The sequence below is a fragment of the Thermoanaerobacter uzonensis DSM 18761 genome (genome assembly GCF_900129115.1).
In the GTDB taxonomy this organism is placed as follows: Bacteria; Bacillota; Thermoanaerobacteria; order Thermoanaerobacterales; family Thermoanaerobacteraceae; genus Thermoanaerobacter; species Thermoanaerobacter uzonensis.
On sequence record NZ_FQUR01000015.1, the window covers coordinates 24,869 to 44,061 of the forward strand.

Below are 19,193 nucleotides of genomic sequence, written 5' to 3' on the forward strand. Positions count from 1 at the left end.
TTTTAAAATAGGATATTTTGCATCGTCGCTCCGATGTTTCAAAGCGACAAAACTAAACTCGACCTTCGGGTTCCGGCAGGGTAGCGGGCACATTCGACATCCCTGTCTTAGTGCCCGCCTCCGCCATCCGTGGCTACGGCCCTGCCTCCACCCTCGGTCTTGCTAAGTTTTGTTGCCGCTTTGTCACAAGTCGCGCCAATTGCAAAATATCCTATTTTCGAAAGTTTGTCTACAATCTGAGAAGATGACAATTTACATCTTCTTTTTTTTGCGGTATATTAAAATACAAAGAAATAAAAATGGGAGTGATTTAATGTCTAAATTTTTAGTAATTGACGGGAGTAGCCTCATGTACAGAGCCTATTATGCCTTGCCAATGCTTACTACAAGTGAAGGATTACATACAAATGCCTTGTATGGCTTTACTATGATGCTTATAAAACTTATTGAAGAGGAAAAACCTGATTACGTAGCTATAGCTTTTGACAAAAAAGCTCCTACTTTTAGACACAAAGAGTATCAAGACTATAAAGCTACAAGACAAGCGATGCCTGAAGAACTAGCAGAACAAGTAGGCCTTTTAAAAGAAATTATAGATGGCTTTAATATAAAGACTTTAGAATTAGAAGGTTACGAAGCCGATGACATCATAGGTACTATTTCAAAGTTGGCAGAGGGAAAAGGAATGGAAGTGCTTGTAGTTACAGGAGATAGGGATGCGCTTCAATTAGTTTCAGATAAAGTGAAAGTTAAGATTTCTAAAAAGGGTATAACTCAGATGGAGGAATTTGACGAAAAGGCTGTTTTAGAAAGATATGAAATAACTCCTCAGCAATTTATTGATTTAAAAGGGTTAATGGGGGATAAATCTGATAATATCCCGGGGATACCTAATATAGGAGAAAAAACAGCGATTAAACTTTTAAAAGAATTTGGCAGTGTTGAAAATTTGCTTCAAAGTCTTTCTCAACTCAAAGGTAAGATAAAGGAAAATATAGAGAATAATAAAGAATTAGCTATAATGAGTAAAAGACTTGCTACTATAAAAAGAGACATTCCTATTGAGATAGATTTTGAGGAATATAGAGTAAAAGACTTTAATGAGGAGAAGCTTTTGGAGCTTTTTAATAAATTAGAATTCTTTAGTTTGATTGATAACATAAAGAAAAAAAATAATATAGAGATTGTAAATAATCATAAAGTTCAAAAATGGTCAAAAGTAGATATAAGAAAATTAATAACTTTATTGCAAGACAGCAGAAATATTGCTTTTTATCCACTAATTTATGAAGGGGAAATAAAGAAAATAGCTTTTTCTTTAGGAGGGGATACTGTTTATATTGATGTTTTTCAAATAGAAGATTTAAAAGAGATTTTTGAAAAAGAAGAGTTTGAATTTACAACCCACGAAATAAAAGATTTTTTAGTTAAACTCTCTTATAAAGGAATAGAGTGTAAAAGCAAGTACATAGATACTGCTATAATGGCTTATCTTTTAAATCCTTCTGAGTCTAACTATGATTTGGACCGCGTGCTGAAAAAATATTTAAAGGTGGATGTTCCATCTTATGAAGAGGTATTTGGCAAAGGTAGGGATAAAAAGAAGCTTGAAGAAATAGGGGAAGATATACTTGCAGATTACATTTGCAGTAGATGTGTGCATCTATTTGATTTAAGAGAAAAGTTGATGAATTTTATTGAAGAAATGGACATGAAAAAACTTTTATTAGAAATAGAAATGCCTCTTGTAGAAGTTTTAAAATCAATGGAAGTAACTGGCTTTACATTGGATAAAGAAGTTCTAAAAGAGCTTTCACAAAAGATAGATGATAGAATAGCAGAAATACTAGACAAAATTTATAAAGAAGCAGGATATCAATTTAATGTAAATTCCCCTAAGCAATTAAGTGAATTTTTGTTTGAAAAGTTAAATTTACCAGTAATAAAGAAAACAAAAACGGGATATTCTACAGATTCTGAAGTTTTAGAGCAATTAGTTCCTTATAATGATGTTGTCAGTGATATAATAGAGTATAGGCAACTTACAAAACTTAAATCTACTTATATAGACGGATTTTTGCCTCTCATGGATGAAAACAATAGAGTACATTCTAATTTTAAACAAATGGTTACTGCTACAGGCAGAATAAGCAGTACCGAGCCGAATCTACAAAATATACCTATAAGAGAAGAGTTTGGCAGACAAATTAGAAGAGCTTTTATTCCGCGGACTAAAGATGGGTATATTGTCTCAGCTGATTATTCTCAGATTGAACTAAGGGTTTTAGCACATGTTTCGGGGGATGAGAAGCTAATAGAATCTTTTATGAATAACGAAGATATACATTTAAGGACAGCTTCGGAGGTTTTTAAAGTCCCAATGGAGGAAGTTACACCAGAAATGAGAAGAGCAGCAAAAGCCGTAAACTTTGGCATAATATATGGCATTAGCGATTATGGGCTTTCTCGAGACCTTAAAATATCAAGAAAAGAGGCAAAAGAATACATAAATAACTATTTTGAAAAATATAAAGGAGTAAAAGAGTACATTGAAAAAATAGTGCGATTTGCAAAAGAAAATGGCTATGTGACTACAATAATGAACAGAAGAAGATATATTCCTGAGATAAACTCAAAAAATTTTACTCAAAGGTCGCAGGGTGAGAGGTTAGCAATGAATGCTCCAATACAGGGAAGTGCGGCTGATATAATAAAAATGGCAATGGTTAAGGTATACAACGATTTAAAAAAATTAAACCTTAAGTCTAAGCTTATATTACAAGTTCATGACGAGCTTGTAGTGGATACTTATAAAGATGAAGTAGAAATCGTAAAAAAGATACTCAAAAATAATATGGAAAATGTAGTACAATTAAAAGTTCCTCTTGTAGTGGAAATTGGAGTAGGGCCCAATTGGTTTTTAGCCAAGTGAGGTGTACAAAATGCAAGTAATTGGACTTACTGGCGGTATTGCATCAGGAAAAAGCACTGTTTCTAAGCTTTTAAAGAAGATGGGTGCTATGGTTATTGATGCAGATATTGTATCGAGAGAAATAATGGTAAAAGGAACAGAAGCATATAATAAAATTGTAGAATATTTTGGAAAAGAGATTTTAAAGGAAGACGGAGAAATTGACAGAAAAAAATTGGGTAATATTGTGTTTGCTGACAGAAGGAAGCTTAAAAAATTAAATGAAATTACTCATCCTATAATAATAGAGCGGATAAAAGAAAAAATAGAAGAAGAAAGAAAAAAAAATCAGCAAAAGGCAATTGTATTAGATGCAGCTCTTTTAATTGAAATGAAACTTTATAAAATGGTAGATGAGGTTTGGCTAGTAGTAGTAGATTCAAAAACTCAAATAAAGAGGATTATGGAAAGGGATAAGCTTTCTTATAAAGACGCAATAAACCGGATAAAAAGTCAAATGCCTTTGGATGAAAAGATGAAGTACGCAGATTTTATAATAAACAATAGCAAAGATTTTAAAGCTATGGAAAAACAAGTTACACTATTTTGGGGAAGATTTGTAACATAAATCATAATATCGGAGGAGTTATTTTGAGGAAAAAAGTTGCGGTAATATTTTTGATATTAGTAGGTCTTTTATTTACTTACGAGTTAAATACTCATTATTTTTTAAAAAAAATTTATCCTCTTAAATACCAGAATTATGTAGTTTATTACGCAAAAGAGTATGACGTAGACCCATATCTTATTTTTGCTGTAATAAAAGTAGAAAGTAATTTTAAAAGTGAGGCAATTTCTAGCAAAAATGCTATAGGATTAATGCAAATTTTACCAGATACTGGAAGATGGATTGCTAAAAAAGCAGATATAAAAAACTACAACGATGATATGCTTTTTGAGCCTAAATACAATATTCAGATGGGGACATGGTATTTAAGCTATCTTCTTAAAACTTTTAATGGAAATATACAGTTAGCTATAGCAGCTTATAACGGAGGTAGTGGAAATGTAGATGCATGGCTTAAGGATAAGAGATTTTCCAAAGATGGGAAACAGCTACATACTGTTCCTTATCCTGAGACAAATAGATATATAAAAAAAGTGTTAGCAGTTTATCAGATATATAAATTTATATATGAAACTAAAAGTTGATATGAATATACAAAAAAAGTTGAAAAATTGGTATAATAGTATCGTTAAAAAAGAAAATAAAAAGGGAGGACACAAATGAAACTATTAAAGTATTTAGAAGACTTAAATGAAGTAAAAATCGAAAAAGATAGGGAGTTTTTCTCAGCTACTCATGAAGAAATAAAAAATGCATGGACTACAGATGTGTATTTTTTAAGAACCCAGGATATTTTATCATATCTTGGTGTACAAGATAAAATAGTCACAGCAGAGATATTTCCAAGAAAAAGAGGAGTTTTTGCAGGGTTACCAGAAGTAATGAGTTTACTTAAAGACAAAAATGTGGAAGTATGGTCTTTGGAAGAAGGAGACACTTTTGAAGCTAAAGATACAGTAATGAGGATAAAAGGGCCTTATAGTGAATTTGGAATTTATGAGACGGCAATACTAGGAATTCTTGCAAGTTCTTCTGGTTGGGCAACAGCAGCAAGAGAGCTTAAAGAAGTTGCAAAAGACAAACCAATACTATGTTTTGGAGCGAGACATGTACATCCAGCTGTGGCACCTGTGATGGAAAGGGCGGCACTCGTTGGAGGGGCAGATGATGCGAGTTGTGTTTTAGGGGCAAAATTAATGGGGAAAGACCCTAGAGGGACAGTGCCTCATGCTGCATTTTTGATTGCAGGAGATACATTAGAAGTGGCAAAAGCTTACAGAGATATAACTCCACCTGATGAGAAGATAACCATTTTAGTTGATACTTTTAAAGACGAAGTGGAAGAGGCGTTGAGGGTTGCTGAATTTTTAGGGGATAGGTTATACGGAATAAGACTTGATACTCCATCAGAAAGAGGAGGAGTTACACCTAGTTTAGTGTATGAACTAAGGCAGAGATTAAATCAAAAAGGATTTACAAATGTAAAAATTATAGTTTCTGGAGGTTTGAATCCGGAAAGAATTGCAGAACTTTCTGAAAGTGGGGCAGATGCTTTTGGAGTAGGAAGTTACATATCTGATGCTCAGCCTATTGACATGACAATGGATATAAAAGAAGTAGAAGGAGTACCTATTGCTAAAAGAGGGAGAATTCCTGGTATTATAGAAAATAAAAAGCTGAAAAAGATAAAATAGTTTTCGGAGATGATAGTTAATGAGAAAATTTATTATATTATCTTTCATTTTGATGTTTATTTTTACAGGATGCAAAACAACTCCACAAAATATGGTAAATTTCCCGCAAACCTCTGAGGATAAAACTGATATTGAAAAAGAAAAGCCTGCAGAGGGTGGCACTTTAAGAATAAATATCACTTCTTTTGATACATTAAATCCTTTTTTAAATGACAATGAACGAGTAAGACAAATGTTGAATTTGTCATTAGAAGGATTAGTTACCTTGGATAAAACTTTAAAGCCTGTTCCTCAATTAGCAGAAAATTGGGAAATAAGTGGACTTAATATAAAATTTTATTTAAAAAAGAATGTTAAATGGCAGGATGGAGTAAGTTTTACGGCTAATGATGTAAAATTTACTTTTGATTCTTTTAAAAGTAATGATGTAAAAAGCCCTTATAAGGACATTCTCATTAACTATCTCTCCTCTTATAAGACAAACGGGGATTATGAATTTGAAATTATTCTAAATAAACCTGTTGCGAACCCAATAGCTTTGTTTACTTTTCCTATTCTAGCAGAGCATCAATATAAAGGTAAGGAAGATATTTTAAATAAAGATATTGTACCTATTGGTACAGGGCCATATAAGATATCTTCTTACAGCGTTGGCAGAGAAGTTATTTTTGAAAGAAATCCTTATTATAGAGGCGACAAACCTTATATAGATAGTATAGTATTTAAAATTGTGCCTAATGAAAATGCTATGATAACATCTTTTCAAAGCAAAGAAGCAGATTTTACTTTTTTAAATGACATAGACTGGGATAAGTATAAAGAACTTTCAAATGTAAATATTTACAAATATGTTATGCAAGATTATGTATTTATGGCTCCTAATTATCAAAATCCAGCTTTGAAAGATTCAAATGTCAGGAAAGCAATGTGCTATGGAATAGATGTTGACAAAATTTTAAAAGAAGTATATTTTAGTCATGGGTTAAAGTCATGTATTCCGGTCCGTCCTGATTCATGGCTTTATAGCAATAAAATAGTATCTCATAGTTACGATATAAAAGAGGCAAATAAAATATTAGAGGAAAGTGGTTGGAATTTAGTTAAAGGGATAAGAAGCAATGGAACTTATCAGCTCAAATTTGATTTGCTGGTAAATGCAAATAATCCATATTTGATTAAAGTTGCTCAAATTATAAAGAATAATTTAAAAGATGTAGGAATTGAAATAAACATTGTACCAAAAGATTGGGACAATTTACTAAGTTCTGTATATTCAGGTAAATTTGATTTGGCGTTAATGGAGTGGAATTTAAGTTATAATCAAGATATGTCTACAATGTTTATGACAAAAGGCAAAGACAATTTTATGGGTTATAGTAATTCTAAAGTTGATGAAATATATAGTAGAATTTTTTATGATTCACAAGAGAATTCTTTAAAAACAGATTATCAAGCTTTGGAAGAAGTTTTTTTAGAGGAACAACCCATAATTGGCCTTTTCTATATTGAAGGAGCAGTTATGGCATATGACAATGTAAAAGTTGTGGGCCCTACTGGATTTAATGTTTTTAACAATATAGAAAAATGGTATATAAAAAAGTAGTGTAAAGTTATCCTAGAATTTAAAGAAAAACAAGCATACCGTAAAAACTTTGATTTAAGATATTTCAAGGGTTGTACTGAAAATTATCCTACAGTATCTTGACACCATCCTTAACAGAATAATAGTTGACAAAAATAAAGAAAGGAAGATTGTTAATGAAAAAAGAAAATGTAAAGTTTAAGATTGTTTTTATACTGCTAATATATACTTATTTAATTGTAAGTAACATATTACTTCAAAAGATGAACCGTATTTCGGAAATTACATATAACCAAATAATACTTATATGGAGCAATCTAATTTTTTATTTTGTTTTAGGGATATTATTAACTATTCCCTTTTTTTTGAGTGAAGCTAAGAAAAAAGGTAAATGGGGGATAAATTATAAATATTTATTAACTTTTATTTTACCTTTAGTTATCATAGTTTTTCCCTATTTTTACCCTGTTTCGTTAGATTTCTTCTATCTAGTATATATATCAGAGCATATCATTAATGCACTGGCTGTTGTATCAGGGTATTCGTTAATTTTCATAATTAATAAGAAAGACTAAGAAATAAATTAGTAGAATACTTTTAATATGACAATATCACAAAATAATAACACAGGACTAAAAATAGGTATTGACACTGACCTAAAAAGATTATATAATTCATAGTGTGACGAAATTAAATAAAGCATGCGGTGGTGGCGGAACTGGCAGACGCGTACGTTTGAGGGGCGTATGGGGTTTCCCGTGTGGGTTCAAGTCCCACCCTCCGCACCATAAAAGAGAAAGAGGCGTTAAGCCTTTTATTTTTTTGTCACACAAATTATTAATTTTTTATAAAATATATTAAAAAAAGATTAAAAAGTTTAAGAAAATGTAATGTAAACATTGACTTTGACTATGTAATATGATAAGATAAGACAAAAGGACAAAATATGCAATCTTGCCGAATCCGAAAGGTACGGAGGAACCGCTTTTTGGGGTTAATCTGTAGCTTTAAGCTGCAGTAGGGATACCTTCTGTCCCGCACCCGACAGCTAACTCCGGAGGCAATAAAGGAAGGAGATTTGCAGTGGATCAGCGAATAGGAAAGATGATTTTTGGAATTTCTGTGTTTGGCGCGACGCTGATAGGTAGTTCTTTTTTGAACCCGGCGTTTGCGGAAGTATTAGGAATTGGAAAGGTGACAGGCAATTATGTAAATGTGCGAACTCAAGGAAGCTTATCAGGAAATATTATTACTCGCTTAAATTGGAATGACACAGTGACGGTGTTAGATAAGCAAAACGGGTGGTACAAGATAAAGCTTTTTGATGGAAGAGAAGGATGGATTTTTGGTGAATATTTATCTGTAAGAAATCCTTCTAATGTCTCAAGAGGAGATTCGGAAAGATCAGCAAGTGTTGGTATAGTGACAGGTAGTTATGTTAATGTGAGAAGTGAAGCGGGTTTATCGGGTAGAATTATAACACAGCTTAACAAAAATACTACAGTGACTGTATTAGATAATCAAAATGGGTGGTACAAGATAAAGCTTTCTGATGGAAGAGAAGGATGGATTTACGGAGAATATTTAGCAGTAAGAAGCTCATCGAATGTTTCAAGAGGCGAAGTAGATAGAAGTTTGGCAGATAAGTTAATAGATTTTGCTAAATCTTTTGTTGGAACTCCTTATGTCTATGGAGGTTCAACTCCAAAAGGATTTGATTGTTCCGGCTTTGTTTACTATGTATTTAGGAATTTTGGCTTTGCTTTGCCAAGAACTGCAGATGAGCAAGCTACAGTAGGAGAAAAGGTTAGTTATGACAGTTTAGTTCCAGGAGATTTAGTGTTTTTTAAGACGCTGGGAAGCAGTGTTATAAATCATGTAGGAATATACATAGGCAATGGGGAATTTATAAATAGTTCTTCAGGTAGGGGAATGGTTATGATAAGTCCCTTATATGAAGGATATTATAGGGATCATTACGTTACTGCGAGACGTATTATAAAATAGGGTCAACTATTAGTGTTGGCCCGGTGGAATATTTAAGGGACGATGTAAGGATTTTTTTAAAAATTTTATTAATCTCATGGGATTTTGTAAGCAAACGGAGAGTGCTCGTAGAGAGTGCTCTTTTTTATATTGACTATTTTTATTCCTTGAGATATTATATAATACTGTATACGCGATATAGCCTATTTTATGGAAGGAGATACCTTATGAAATTTGTAAGAGAAGATGTAAGAAATATAGCCATTATTGCTCATGTTGATCATGGAAAAACTACTTTGGTTGATGCCATGCTTAAACAAAGCGGTATTTTTAGGGAAAATGAAAAAGTTGAGGAAAGAATCTTGGATTTTAATGATTTGGAAAGAGAAAGAGGCATAACAATTCTTGCTAAAAATACCGCTATACGATATAAAGATGTGAAAATAAATATAGTTGATACACCAGGACATGCAGATTTTAGCGGTGAAGTAGAGCGAGTATTAAAAATGGTAGATGGGGTACTTTTGCTGGTGGATTCTTTTGAAGGACCTATGCCGCAGACCCGTTTTGTGTTAAGTAAAGCGTTGGAACTGGATCTAAAACCTATAGTTGTTATAAATAAAATTGATAGACCTGATGCAAGACCGGAAGAGGTTATTGACGAAGTTTTAGATTTATTTATTGAATTAGGAGCAAATGATGACCAAATTGATTTCCCTGTTGTCTACACATCTGCAAAAGAAGGTATAGCAAAATTAAGTTTAGAAGAAGAGTCTCATGACTTGAGACCTCTTTTTGATACAATTTTAGACTATATTCCTGCACCAATGGGAGATATTGAGGCACCATTGCAACTTATAGTGACTACTTTAGATTATGATGATTACATTGGGAGAATTGCCATTGGAAAAGTAGTTAGAGGAAAAATAATTTCAGGGGAAGAAGCGTCTATATGTAAAAGAGATGGGTCAATACAAAAAGTTCACATAAATAATCTATATCAGTTTGAAGGATTAAAAAGAGTGCAAGTAGAAGAAGCAAGCTTGGGAGATATTGTGGCGGTTTCTGGCATAAGCGATATTGAGATTGGAGAGACCATTGCAGATAAGGATAATCCTGAAGCGGTAGACTTTGTTCGAATAGAAGAGCCTACAGTTTCTATGACTTTTAGTGTAAATACCAGTCCTTTTGCTGGAACTGAGGGTAAATACGTTACTTCAAGACATTTAAGAGAAAGGCTTTTTAAAGAGCTAGAGACAAACGTCGCGTTACGAGTTGAAGAAACAGATTCTACTGATTCTTTTAAGGTGTCTGGAAGAGGAGAGCTGCATCTTTCTATTTCAATTGAGACTATGAGACGGGAAGGGTATGAATTGCAGGTTTCTAAACCTACGGTGATTTTTAAAGAAATAAATGGTGTAAAAATGGAACCTGTTGAACTTTTGACAATAGATATTCCTGAAGAATATATGGGAGTTGTAATGGAAAAATTAGGGCCGAGAAAAGCTGAATTGATGGATATGCACACATTAAAGCCAGGAACTATAAGGCTTAAGTTTAAAATACCTACACGAGGCTTAATAGGGTATCGGTCTGAATTTTTAACAGATACAAAAGGAAATGGCATAATGACCTCTGTCTTTTATGATTATGAACCTTACAAAGGAGACATTCCTTCTCGTACGAGAGGCGCTCTTATAGCTTTTGAGACAGGAGTTGCGACAACTTATGGCCTTTACAATGCTCAAGAGAGAGGTACACTTTTTATAGAGCCAGGTACAAAAGTGTATGAAGGGATGGTTGTGGGAGTTAATTCAAGAAGTGAAGATATTGATGTCAATGTATGTAAGAAAAAACATGTGACAAATTTAAGGTCTGCAACGGCGGATGAAGCTTTGAGGTTATCACCTGTAAAAAAGATGTCTTTAGAAGAAGCATTAGAATTTATAGATAATGATGAATTGGTTGAAGTTACTCCTCAAAGCATTAGAATACGAAAAAAGATTTTGGATTCTCAACAGAGATATAAAAATGCCAAATATAACAAATAAAGGAGCTTTATGGATCCTTCAGCTTGTTGACAAAGTAAAAATTTTTTAAAATAGGATATTTTGCATCGTCACTCCGATGTCCCAAAGCGACAAAACTAAGCTCGACCTTCGGGTTCCAGCAGGGTCACGGGCACATTCGACCTCCTGTCTCAGGTGTCCGCCTCCGCCATCCTTGGCTTCGGCCCTGCTTCCGCCCTCGGTCTCGCTAAGTTTTGTTAACGCTTTGTCACAAGTCGTGCTTTATGCAAAATATCCTATTTCCGAAAGTTTGTATACAGTCTAAAGGAGCTTTATGGCTCCTTCTATTTATATAAGTCATTTAAAATTTTGTTTATATAATTTATAGTTTCTTGGTAAGGGGGAATACCCTGATATTTTTCTACTGATTGAGGACCAGCATTATAGGCAGCTAATGCTAATCTTATGTCATGGTAAGTGTCTAACAAATTTTTTAGGTATCTTACTCCTCCGTCTATATTTTGAGAAGGGTCAAAGGGATTGGCTACATCCAGTTCTTTTGCAGTTGAAGGCATAAGCTGCATAAGTCCCATCGCCCCTGCTGAAGAAACTGCGAATGGATTAAAATTAGATTCTGCTTTGATGACCGCTCTAATAAGATTTGCATCTACATTATATTTTTGACTGGTCTGTTGTATTAAATCGTTAATTTGCTGTAAATTTGTATTTTTTGATAGTGCATTATTATTTATATTTTCTGAATCGTATTGCTGATTTTCTATAGCATTATTTAAAACTTCAGTAAAAGGTTTATCAGTGTTAAATATTTTTATATTAGCAGGGAGTCTGCTTTGAATTTCTCGGAATTTATTTTCAATTATTTGATTTACAATATTTGTCAATTCAATCCCTCCCATAGTATATAATTCGACAAATTTCTTCTAAAACCTCTTTTAAAAGTGCAAATTAGTAAAAAAGTCCTATTAAAATTTTTAAAGGATTTTTTAAAGAAGTATAGTATAATATAAGTAAAGGTTTATAATAAGGGTTGATAAAGAGATGAAAAACGAAAGAATGGTGGAAGTTTTAATTGTTGTATTAATAATTCCTCTAGTTTCTCTTTTAGCAGGTTATTTCATTTCAAAAGATATTGTAGAGCCTAACATTTCAAAAACAAATGACAGTGATAATCTTAAAGAGATGGTTGTTAAAGGAATTGACCTGTTTGAAGTTGTTTTAGGCAGCTATTCAGATTTTGATACTGCAAAGTATCATGATGATTTAATGAAGATGAAGGGAGTTTATTCCTTTGTTAGTAAAGATTCTGACAAATATTTGTTAATAGGTGGAATATTTTTAGACAGAGAACAGTCTACTTTATTTTCATCCTACTTAAAATCGCAAGGTATTTCCAGTGAAGTATATGTAAAAAGAGGGCCTTCTATAAAAATTGTATATGACAAGAAATTAACATCAGAAATGGATGTTTTTATAAATAAATCACAAGATTTTCAACAAATTCTTAATTATATGTCAGCTCTTTCTTACAAAGCTTCTAATGACAAATTACAAAAACAAGAATTAGAGGACTTAGAGAGAAAAGTAGATAGTTTTAAAACTGACAAAGGGAATTTTGAAAAAGAAGAAGTGACAATACTAATACAAAAGACGATAGATATTGTTGATAAAATAACAAATGATATTAAAAAAATTGAAATATCAGCTGCTTTAGAAGATGGGAATACCTTTAGTTTATTGCAAGAAAGTTTATGGCAATCTTGCGAAGAATATAATACCTTTTTAAAGACAATTGTTACGCAAAACCAATAATGAGGTGTTAAGGTATGAAATTAAAAGAGGTAAAAGAAATTTTAAATGCAGAAGTTATGGTAGGGGAAGAAAAATTAGAAGAAGAAGTATTTACTGCTTGTGGAGCAGACTTGATGAGTGATGTTTTAGCATCACGTGACGAAAAGGCTGTGCTTTTGACAGGGCTTACCAATGTGCAGGTTATAAGGACTGCAGAGGTAGTAGGAGATATTAAATGTATAGTGTTTGTAAGAGGTAAGAATCCGGGAGATGACATATTGGAACTTGCTAAAAAAGCAGGACTTGTGATAATGAAAACAAAACATCCTCTTTATATAGCTTGTGGCCTTTTGTATTCTAATGGGCTTACTTGTAGAAGTGGTGAAGGAAATGGTACTTTATAGTTTAGATTTTGATGTTAAAGCGAGAGATTTTGATTCTGCCGGAGAGGTTTCTAGCAATTTGAGATCAGTATTAAAACAGCTTTCCTTAAATCCAGATGTTGTAAGGAGAAGTTGCATAGCTTGTTATGAAGCAGAGATGAATATAATAATTCATTCTTATGGAGGTCACATGAAAATAGAAATTTTTGGCGATAAAATACGCATAACTGCAGAAGACACAGGTCCAGGAATAGAAGACATTGAACTTGCCATGAAAGAAGGATATTCTACTGCTCCTGAAGAAATAAGGGAAATGGGATTTGGAGCCGGCATGGGGCTTCCTAATATGAAGGAAAATTCGGATTTCATGGAGATAAAAAGCAGTAAAGATGTAACAATTGTGGTGATGGAAATTTTATTTGAGTAGGTGATAAAATGTCATATTTTCACTCTGTGACATTAGATAAGGATAGATGTAGAGGGTGTACTAATTGCATAAAAAGATGTCCTACAGAGGCAATAAGGGTAAGAGATGGGAAAGCAATGATTATAAATGAAAGGTGTATAGATTGTGGTGAGTGTATACGTGTGTGCCCATATCATGCTAAATTGGCGGTAACTGATAGTTTGGATATGATGAAAAATTTTAAGTACAAGATCGCACTTCCTGCTCCTTCTTTATATGGACAATTTAGGGATTTGACTATTAATCAAGTATTGAGTGCATTACTGGATATAGGATTTGATGAGGTTTTTGAAGTAGCATATGCTGCTGAAATTGTTTCTAAATTTACCCGGGAAGCATTGGCAAAAGGAAATTTAAGAAAGCCAGTTATATCTTCTGCGTGTCCTGCTGTTGTGCGACTCGTACAAATCAGATTTCCCTCTTTAATTGATAATTTATTGGATATATGTTCTCCTATGGATACTGCGGCAATATTAGCTAAAAAGGAAGCAATTAAAAAGACGGGACTGAAGGAAGAGGAAATAGGAGTTTTTTTCATTTCTCCCTGTGCTGCAAAAGTGACAAGTGTGAAAAATCCTATTGGTATAGAAAAATCCAAAATTGATGGGGTTTTTTCTATGAAAGAAATATATGGTCTAATTATTCAAAAAGCTAAGATTACTGTGGTTAGAGATTTAAGCAAAGCTTCGATGATAGGGGTTGGCTGGGCAAACTCTGGTGGAGAGGCTTTTGGTACTTTTGCAGAAAATAGTATTTATGTAGACGGGATACACAATGTTGTGGATGTTTTAGAAGAGATTGAATTAGGAAAATTGAATGATTTAGACTTTTTTGAAGGGCTTGCATGTATTGGTGGATGTATTGGTGGACCTTTGACTGTTGAAAATAATTTTGTGGCTAAAAACAGAATAAGGAAACTAACAGAACAACTTCATAAAAGAGAAGAACCTTTGTTTGATGAGAAAGAGATTGTTTTTGAAGAGGTGAAATGGAAAAAGAAAATAGAAAAAAGCGAAGTTATGAAGTTGGACAAAGACATTTCTAAGGCACTTGAAATGATGAAACAAATAGACACACAATACAAAGCATTACCAGGACTTGACTGTGGTTCTTGTGGTTCACCTACTTGTAGGGCATTGGCAGAAGATATAGTGAAAGGTTTTGCTACTGAGTATGATTGCATTTTTATATTAAAAGACAAAATAAAAAATTTGGCTCAAGAATTAAATGATCTGGCAGGTAAAATTCCTCCAGTTTTAAGCGAAGGAAAGGAGTGAAATGTTATGAGGATAAAAGTAGTGGAGCTTGTTGAGAAAGGATTTAGATTAGTTGCGGGTGACAACGGAATTGACAAAGAAATTGAAGGGGTGTATATATGTGACCTTTTAAGTTGGGTTATGGCCCATGCAAAAGCAAAGAGCGCCTGGATAACAATTCAAACTCATGTAAATATAGTAGCAATAGCTTTGCTGGCCGAAATAAGTTGTATAATAATTCCTGAAGACGCGAAATTAGATGAGGAAGCTAAGAAAAAGGCTGATGAAGAAGGCATCCCTATATTAAGTTTTACAGGAACTTCTTATGAAGCAGCAATAACTTTGTATGAGATGATGAAGTGATGCTTTACTATGATTTGCACATTCATACAGCCTTATCTCCTTGTGCTTCTGATGATATGACTCCTAACAATATTGTAAATATGGCTTCTATAAAAGGACTTGATGTAATAGCTATAACAGATCATAACAGTGCAAAAAATGTGAAAGCTGTGTATAATCTTGGATTAAAAAAAGGCTTGATAGTAGTTCCTGGTATAGAGGTACAAACAAAAGAAGAGGTTCACGTACTTTGTTATTTTTATTCAGTAGATGAATGCGTAAAATTTAGTGAAATTATTAACAAGAATTTGATAAAAATTAAAAATCAAAAAACAATCTTTGGGAATCAATTTGTGATGGATGAAGAAGACAATGTTATAGAAGAAGTAGATTACTCATTGTTAACTTCAACAAATTTGAATATTAATGAAGTTTTTGAGTACATGGAGGGCAAGGGGGTAGCGGTCCCTGCCCATGTGGATCGGTCTGCCTATAGTATTGTATCAAATCTTGGATTTATCCCTAATATTAAAAATTTAACAACAATTGAGATATCAAAAGGTATTGTGACAGAAAATTTTTTGCACTCATATCCTGAATATAGAAAATATAAAATTATAAGGTCGTCAGATGCCCATTATTTAGGAGATATTTCTGAAAGAGAGGAATTCTTACTATGTAAGTCAGAATTAAAAAGGATTGTGTACTGGCTTTGCGGTTATTGAGTTTTTGTAATCCTACTAAATTAGTTGGGATTATCAGAAAATAAAAATTTTTTTATAAAAAGTTGTTAAAAATTTAATAAAGTTATGATATAATATTAACGAATAATGAACAAAAAATTTATATAAGATGTTGGATATGAAATTTTTAATTCACAAGGAGGGAAATAAATGGAGACCTTATGCCAAAAATTCGGTGAAGAGAAAGTAGAGAGGTTTAAAAAGGCTTTGGAGGAATTAAAAAATGTCCCCGGTTCTTTGATTGCAATTATGAATGAGGCTCAAGAAATTTTTGGATATCTTCCGATTGAAGTTCAACTTTATATTTCAAAAGAAATGAATGTGCCTTTGACAGAAATATTTGGAATAGCTACTTTTTATTCAAGGTTTACTTTAAAGCCTTCGGGTAAATATAAGATCAATTTGTGTATGGGAACAGCTTGTTATGTAAGAGGAGCTGCAATGGTGCTGGAAAAAATAAAAGAGAAATTGGGAATTCAAGTAGGCGAAACAACTCCAGATGGGAAATTTTCTTTAGAACCTACCAGATGCCTTGGAGCTTGCGGATTGGCTCCTGTTATGATGATAAATGGTGAAGTTTTTGGAAGATTAACTCCGGATGATGTGGATGAAATATTAAGTAAATTTGAGTAAGAGTTTGATTGTTATGAAAGAATTAGCTCTTTATATATTAGATTTGTCACAAAATAGCATAAGAGCGGGAGCAAAAAATATTTATATTGAAATAAATATAGATACTTCAAAAGATATGCTTAAAGTATCTATAGAGGATGATGGTTGTGGAATGAATGAAAAATTTCTAAAAAAAGTCACAGACCCTTTTATAACCACAAGAAAGGAAAGAAAAGTAGGACTTGGAATTCCGCTCTTTAAGGAGCTTGTCCAGCTGTGTGGAGGAAACTTTGAGATTTTTTCTGAAGAAGGAAAAGGAACAAAAATAATAGGCACTTTTAAACTTTCCAGTGTAGACCTTGTTCCAATAGGAGATATGGCTTCAACAATTGTGTCACTGATATTATCTGCACCAGAAGTGGATATTGTATACAAATATAACAAGGATAACTACGAATTCTTATTTGACACTAAAGAACTCAAAAAAATAATAAGGGAAGTCAATATAAATGACATCAAAGTATTAAACTGGATAAAGGAATATGTAAAAGAGAATATGAAAGGTGATATGGAGGTGTAATAATGAAATCTATAGAAGAATTAGAAAAAATCAGGAAAGAGACATTAGAAAAAATAAATTTGAGAAAAGATAGGTCAGGCATAAGGATTGCAGTTGGAATGGCCACTTGTGGCATTGCAGCAGGAGCAAGACCTGTCATGATGGCGATATTAGATGAGCTCAGTAAAAGAAATCTGAATGATGTAATTGTCACAGAGACTGGTTGTATAGGTATGTGTAAACTAGAACCTATTGTAGATGTTTATGTTCCGGGACAAGAAAAAGTAACCTACGTAAAGGTTGATGAGAAAAAGGCAAGACAAATAGTTGTTGAACATGTTATAAATGGTCATCCAATCATAGAATGGACTATTGAAAATTACGAATAGAGGAGGGAAATAGCATGCTTTATAGGTCACACGTAATGGTATGCGGTGGTACCGGATGTACATCTTCAGATTCTGATAAAGTCGCAGAGCGTTTTACAGAGGAAATAAAAAAGGCTGGTCTAGATAAAGAAGTATTAGTTGTTAGGACAGGATGTTTTGGTCTTTGCGAATTGGGACCAGTTGTTGTAGTGTATCCTGAAGGAGTTTTTTATAGCAGAGTTAAACCTGACTATGTTCCTGAAATTGTAGAGGAGCACTTGCTAAAAGGAAGGCCTGTTAAGAAATATCTCTATGGAGAAAGTGTAACGGAAAAAGCTATAAAGCCATTGGAAGAGACTTCTTTCTTTAGAAAGCAAAAGAGAATTGCTCTTAGAAATTGTGGTATTATCAACCCTGAAGATATAAGAGAAGCAATTGCTTTTGATGGATATAAAGCGTTGGCAAAGGTTCTTACTCAAATGACACCAAAAGAGGTTATCGAAGAAGTCAAAAAATCCGGATTAAGGGGTAGAGGTGGCGGTGGATTCCCAACAGGTGTAAAATGGGAATTTGCTTACAACCAGAAAGAAACTCCTAAGTACGTAGTCTGCAACGCCGATGAAGGAGACCCTGGTGCTTTTATGGATAGAAGCATATTGGAGGGAGACCCTCACAGTGTTTTAGAGGCGATGGCAATAGCAGGATACGCAATTGGAGCAAACCATGGATATATTTATGTAAGAGCGGAATATCCTTTGGCAGTAAAAAGGCTTAAAATTGCTATTGAACAGGCTAGAGAATATGGCCTTTTAGGAAAAGACATATTTGGGACAGGTTTTGATTTTGACATTGAGATAAGATTAGGAGCTGGTGCTTTTGTCTGTGGAGAAGAGACTGCCCTTTTAAATTCAGTAATGGGAAGAAGAGGAGAACCAAGACCAAGACCGCCATTTCCTGCTGTAAAAGGTGTATGGAATAAACCAACAATTATAAATAATGTAGAGACATTTGCTAATATTCCACCGATTATCTTAAATGGTGGTGAATGGTTTTCAAGCATAGGTACAGAAAAATCGAAGGGAACAAAAGTTTTTGCCTTAACTGGTAAAGTAAACAACACAGGTCTTATTGAAGTTCCAATGGGAACTACTTTAAGAGAAATTATATACGAAATAGGCGGAGGAATACCCAACGGAAAGAAATTTAAAGCTGCTCAAACTGGAGGACCGTCGGGTGGATGTATTCCTGCAGAGCATTTAGATACACCAATAGATTATGATTCTTTAATAAATATAGGATCTATGATGGGATCAGGTGGACTTGTTGTAATGGATGAAGATACCTGTATGGTTAATGTTGCAAAGTTCTTCCTTGAATTTACAGTTGATGAGTCTTGTGGTAAATGTGCGCCTTGCAGGATTGGTACAAGAAGGATGCTGGAGATTTTAGAAAAGATAACTTCTGGTAAAGGTGAAGAAGGAGACATTGAAAAATTAGAGGAACTTGCTAAAACTATCAAAGCTACAGCTTTATGTGGACTTGGACAGACAGCGCCAAATCCGGTTTTGTCTACAATTAGATATTTCAGAGATGAATATGAGGCGCATATAAAAGAAAAAAGATGCCCTGCTGGTGTATGCCAAGCCCTCTTAAGATTTTATATTGACCCAGATAAGTGTAAAGGCTGTGGAATTTGTGCTAAAAATTGTCCTGTCAATGCGATTTCCGGAAAACCAAAGGTACCTTATGTAATTGACCAAGACAAATGTATCAAGTGTGGTACCTGTATTGAAAAATGTCCATTTGGCGCGATATACAAAAAATAATTAAGGAAGGAGTGTAAAA

18 protein-coding genes, 1 tRNA gene and 1 riboswitch are annotated in these 19,193 nt (G+C 33.4%); of the genes, 18 read left to right on the plus strand and 1 reads right to left on the minus strand.

The genetic code is table 11. The annotated features are described in order from the left end of the window. Positions 1–313 precede the first annotated feature (313 nt). The 8 genes from polA (at position 314) to typA (ending at position 10,852) form a co-directional block, all read left to right on the plus strand. Positions 314–2,932, plus strand: coding sequence for a DNA polymerase I (gene polA, locus BUB32_RS09360; protein WP_072969151.1), 2,619 nt, complete (start codon positions 314–316; stop codon positions 2,930–2,932). Between the two features lie 10 nt (positions 2,933–2,942). Next, on the plus strand, positions 2,943–3,539 hold the full coding sequence (gene coaE / locus BUB32_RS09365; protein ID WP_072969152.1) for a dephospho-CoA kinase: 597 nt from the start codon (positions 2,943–2,945) through the stop codon (positions 3,537–3,539). A gap of 23 nt (positions 3,540–3,562) precedes the next feature. Next, positions 3,563–4,123 carry a lytic transglycosylase domain-containing protein gene (locus BUB32_RS09370; RefSeq protein ID WP_072969153.1) on the plus strand — a complete coding sequence of 187 codons (561 nt, stop codon included), beginning with the start codon at positions 3,563–3,565 and terminating at the stop codon, positions 4,121–4,123. Between the two features lie 75 nt (positions 4,124–4,198). Continuing rightward, positions 4,199–5,233 carry a nicotinate phosphoribosyltransferase gene (locus BUB32_RS09375; protein WP_072969154.1) on the plus strand — a complete coding sequence of 345 codons (1,035 nt, stop codon included), beginning with the start codon at positions 4,199–4,201 and terminating at the stop codon, positions 5,231–5,233. 19 nt (positions 5,234–5,252) lie between these two features. After that, on the plus strand, positions 5,253–6,836 hold the full coding sequence (locus BUB32_RS09380; protein WP_072969155.1) for a peptide ABC transporter substrate-binding protein: 1,584 nt from the start codon (positions 5,253–5,255) through the stop codon (positions 6,834–6,836). Positions 6,837–7,518: 682 nt separating this feature from the next. Continuing rightward, positions 7,519–7,603, plus strand: a tRNA-Leu gene (locus BUB32_RS09390). 157 nt (positions 7,604–7,760) lie between these two features. Then, a riboswitch (cyclic di-AMP (ydaO/yuaA leader) is annotated at positions 7,761–7,893 on the plus strand. Between the two features lie 5 nt (positions 7,894–7,898). Continuing rightward, positions 7,899–8,822, plus strand: coding sequence for a C40 family peptidase (locus tag BUB32_RS09395; protein ID WP_072969157.1), 924 nt, complete (start codon positions 7,899–7,901; stop codon positions 8,820–8,822). 206 nt (positions 8,823–9,028) lie between these two features. Then, complete coding sequence (gene typA, locus BUB32_RS09400; protein ID WP_072969158.1) at positions 9,029–10,852, plus strand: translational GTPase TypA; 1,824 nt, start codon at positions 9,029–9,031, stop codon at positions 10,850–10,852. 302 nt (positions 10,853–11,154) lie between these two features. On the opposite strand, the gene BUB32_RS09405 is transcribed toward typA, so the two are convergent. Continuing rightward, positions 11,155–11,712, minus strand: coding sequence for a lytic transglycosylase domain-containing protein (locus BUB32_RS09405; protein ID WP_072969159.1), 558 nt, complete (start codon positions 11,710–11,712; stop codon positions 11,155–11,157). A 136-nt stretch (positions 11,713–11,848) separates the two neighbouring features. Between BUB32_RS09405 and BUB32_RS09410 the strand changes: the two genes are divergently transcribed. From BUB32_RS09410 to nuoF, 10 genes are all read left to right on the plus strand, one after another. Beyond that, complete coding sequence (locus BUB32_RS09410) at positions 11,849–12,640, plus strand: hypothetical protein (RefSeq protein ID WP_072969160.1); 792 nt, start codon at positions 11,849–11,851, stop codon at positions 12,638–12,640. A gap of 14 nt (positions 12,641–12,654) precedes the next feature. Then, on the plus strand, positions 12,655–13,023 hold the full coding sequence (locus tag BUB32_RS09415) for a DRTGG domain-containing protein (protein ID WP_072969161.1): 369 nt from the start codon (positions 12,655–12,657) through the stop codon (positions 13,021–13,023). Continuing rightward, a complete protein-coding gene (locus BUB32_RS09420) occupies positions 12,980–13,429 on the plus strand; it encodes an ATP-binding protein (RefSeq protein WP_084727009.1) in 450 nt (149 codons plus the stop codon). The genes BUB32_RS09415 and BUB32_RS09420 overlap by 44 nt, the downstream gene beginning before the upstream one ends. Before the next feature lie 8 nt (positions 13,430–13,437). Next, entirely contained in the window at positions 13,438–14,745 is a 1,308-nt protein-coding gene (locus BUB32_RS09425) for a [Fe-Fe] hydrogenase large subunit C-terminal domain-containing protein (protein WP_072969163.1), read from the plus strand. Positions 14,746–14,751: 6 nt separating this feature from the next. After that, positions 14,752–15,087 (plus strand): DRTGG domain-containing protein, encoded by a 336-nt coding sequence (locus BUB32_RS09430; RefSeq protein ID WP_072969164.1) that lies wholly within the window; start codon positions 14,752–14,754, stop codon positions 15,085–15,087. Continuing rightward, complete coding sequence (locus tag BUB32_RS09435) at positions 15,084–15,791, plus strand: PHP domain-containing protein (protein WP_200773873.1); 708 nt, start codon at positions 15,084–15,086, stop codon at positions 15,789–15,791. The genes BUB32_RS09430 and BUB32_RS09435 overlap by 4 nt, the downstream gene beginning before the upstream one ends. Before the next feature lie 168 nt (positions 15,792–15,959). Beyond that, complete coding sequence (locus tag BUB32_RS09440) at positions 15,960–16,442, plus strand: NADH-quinone oxidoreductase subunit NuoE family protein (RefSeq protein WP_072969166.1); 483 nt, start codon at positions 15,960–15,962, stop codon at positions 16,440–16,442. A gap of 13 nt (positions 16,443–16,455) precedes the next feature. Next, a complete protein-coding gene (locus BUB32_RS09445; protein WP_072969167.1) occupies positions 16,456–17,001 on the plus strand; it encodes an ATP-binding protein in 546 nt (181 codons plus the stop codon). Positions 17,002–17,003: 2 nt separating this feature from the next. Next, complete coding sequence (locus BUB32_RS09450; RefSeq protein WP_072969168.1) at positions 17,004–17,369, plus strand: (2Fe-2S) ferredoxin domain-containing protein; 366 nt, start codon at positions 17,004–17,006, stop codon at positions 17,367–17,369. A 14-nt stretch (positions 17,370–17,383) separates the two neighbouring features. Continuing rightward, entirely contained in the window at positions 17,384–19,174 is a 1,791-nt protein-coding gene (gene nuoF, locus BUB32_RS09455) for an NADH-quinone oxidoreductase subunit NuoF (protein WP_072969169.1), read from the plus strand. Positions 19,175–19,193 lie beyond the last annotated feature (19 nt).